The organism is Lysinibacillus sp. fls2-241-R2A-57 (genome assembly GCF_030209535.1).
Classification (GTDB): Bacteria; Bacillota; Bacilli; order Bacillales_A; family Planococcaceae; genus Lysinibacillus.
Genome location: NZ_JARVRU010000212.1, coordinates 1 through 2,055 on the forward strand (window position 1 = coordinate 1; position 2,055 = coordinate 2,055).

A 2,055-nucleotide genomic window follows, 5' to 3' on the forward strand; every position below is an offset into this window, starting at 1 on the left:
TTATCGTACCGGAGGTGCCTAGTTATTTATATGCGTTATTTGATTACGGGCTTACAGTCAATATCCTCATTTCCCACATTCCGCAAAATCAATCTGTCAGTTTCTAAATTAGGGAATTTACTATGTACAGTCAATTTAAGCACTCCTTATGATAACTAAATTAGGAACGTTTATTTTTAGATAAACAACGTTAAATCATTACGTCTTTAATATTTCGATAGTCTTTAAAAAATACCTTCTTATTCATACAGAAGGTAAGCTTTTGAAGTTATCGCCAGCTTTTTCACCTGTTCACACCGTACGTGCGACTTTCATCGCATACGGCGTTCCAATAATATTATTTCGTGATTCCCTTTATATTTTATATTTTAACATATATATCCAATGAATTTATTGGATGTTGTTAAAGTAAACTACACGGTTAGTGAAGTATTTATTTTTCTATGTATACTCTTTCTAGTAATTTGGAAATAATTCCTCAATATAAAATAATATTTCTGGAGGAATGAACTTTGTTAATGTCAAAAGCGATCATTAGTGTAGAATCCCTTTTTTGTACCTTTAAATTACGTATTGATATAGACAGACAACTATCTTCCAATACAGTTGAAATGGAGGATTTTTTATGATCAAAAAGCCTATAACACCTATAAGGGTTGATAGTTAAGCAGAGGAAGAACAAATTGCAAAGATTATCTAATGGTTGGTCAAAGCCTGAATGGAGCTACGGGAGGAATTGAGCATAACAAAAGGACTTGTGTAAGTTATAAACACAAGCCCTATTCTTATTAAACTAAATCCCCCTGTAAGGAGAAGTAAATGAAGCTTATTCAACAGTTGCGTTTGATTGTTGGAGAGCTAGATTATTGTTGTCTTGTAATTGATTTTGTTGCTTAGCAAAAAAGTTTCGTATTGGGACATTTATATAAAAGAACATGCCTATAATGAAAATTGAGAAAGCCCACCCTGCGAGCTGCTTATATATCAGCATGCCACCATAACCATCAATTCCGTATTTTTGGAGTAGGTATACTGTTAATCCTGCCATAAAAAGTCCTCTGATGATGAAAATAACTTGTATAAATTGAAACCATTTAAAGATTCCTTTTTGAAAAAATAATGCTCTGCTGTCCATTCGTGCATAACCTTGCAAATATGCAAAATCAACAGCAAAATATAAAGAAAGAGGACGCTTAATCAATAGCGTAACAATATAAAGAAATGTATAAAAGAGACTTAGATATACACCGTTCCAAATCATTTGTTCTACTGAGCCTGATAGCAAATCAACCGTCGTACCTAGTGCTAGTGAGCTTAAAATTAATAAGCCCGTAATGTTAAATTGCTTATCTAAAATAAAGCGGTAAATGGCATAACCAATCCCAGGAATGGTTGAAATCAGCATTGCTGTATAATCACCTAAAGGCTCTCTACCAAAATTCCATAAAACATAAGGTAATACTGCATAAAAAATCAACTCGAATAAAATTAATATTTTGTTTGAACGTTGTCTTTTCACCATATTCCCCTCCAGCTCTATTCAGCGTGCACCTTTATCCTTGTAGAGGTTTAAACTACATGGATTTGCCTAATAGTTGAACAAGTTAAATCATTTTTCTTTAACTAAATTTTGATAACTGAATAATCAGACGTTTTATTTTAGTATACTACATTTACAAATAGTATTTTCAACCAAATTCGAATCATAAAACTTTAAAAAACAAGTTTTTAACGTTACCTGTAATTCGAATAAAAGCTAATAGGGGTAGAAATCATTGGACAAACAAAATAGCAGATATAGATGGGTTGTATTTGTTTCTGTATTATTTACTTATTTGTTAATGGCGAGTCAATGAACCGCCCCAGGACTGATTACAGACCAATTGATGCAAGATTTTAATGTAACAGCATCAACGATTGGGTTATTGACGAGTATACAATTTTTTGTCTACACAAGTTTGCAAATTCCGATGGGGATTTTAGCTGATCGATTTGGACCAAATTTTTTTCTAATTATTGGTGCTACTCTTACAGGTTTAGGGACAATTATTTATA

At 32.3% G+C, this 2,055-nt stretch carries 2 protein-coding genes; one reads left to right on the forward strand and one right to left on the reverse strand.

Annotation, left to right across the window (positions count from 1 at the left end):
* Positions 1-826: 826 nt before the first annotated feature.
* Positions 827-1,522 carry a VC0807 family protein gene (locus QRN68_RS25525; protein WP_481817488.1) on the reverse strand — a complete coding sequence of 232 codons (696 nt, stop codon included), beginning with the start codon at positions 1,520-1,522 and terminating at the stop codon, positions 827-829.
* 346 nt (positions 1,523-1,868) lie between these two features.
* Between QRN68_RS25525 and QRN68_RS25530 the strand changes: the two genes are divergently transcribed.
* Positions 1,869-2,055, forward strand: a 187-nt coding sequence (locus tag QRN68_RS25530) for an MFS transporter (protein ID WP_285400160.1), incomplete at its 3' end; no start/stop codon positions are given.

Coding starts and splice junctions, on each gene's coding strand:
- QRN68_RS25525 (WP_481817488.1), bottom strand. CDS start 1,522: ATGGTGAAAAGACAACGTTCAAACAAAATATTAATTTTATTCGAGTTG.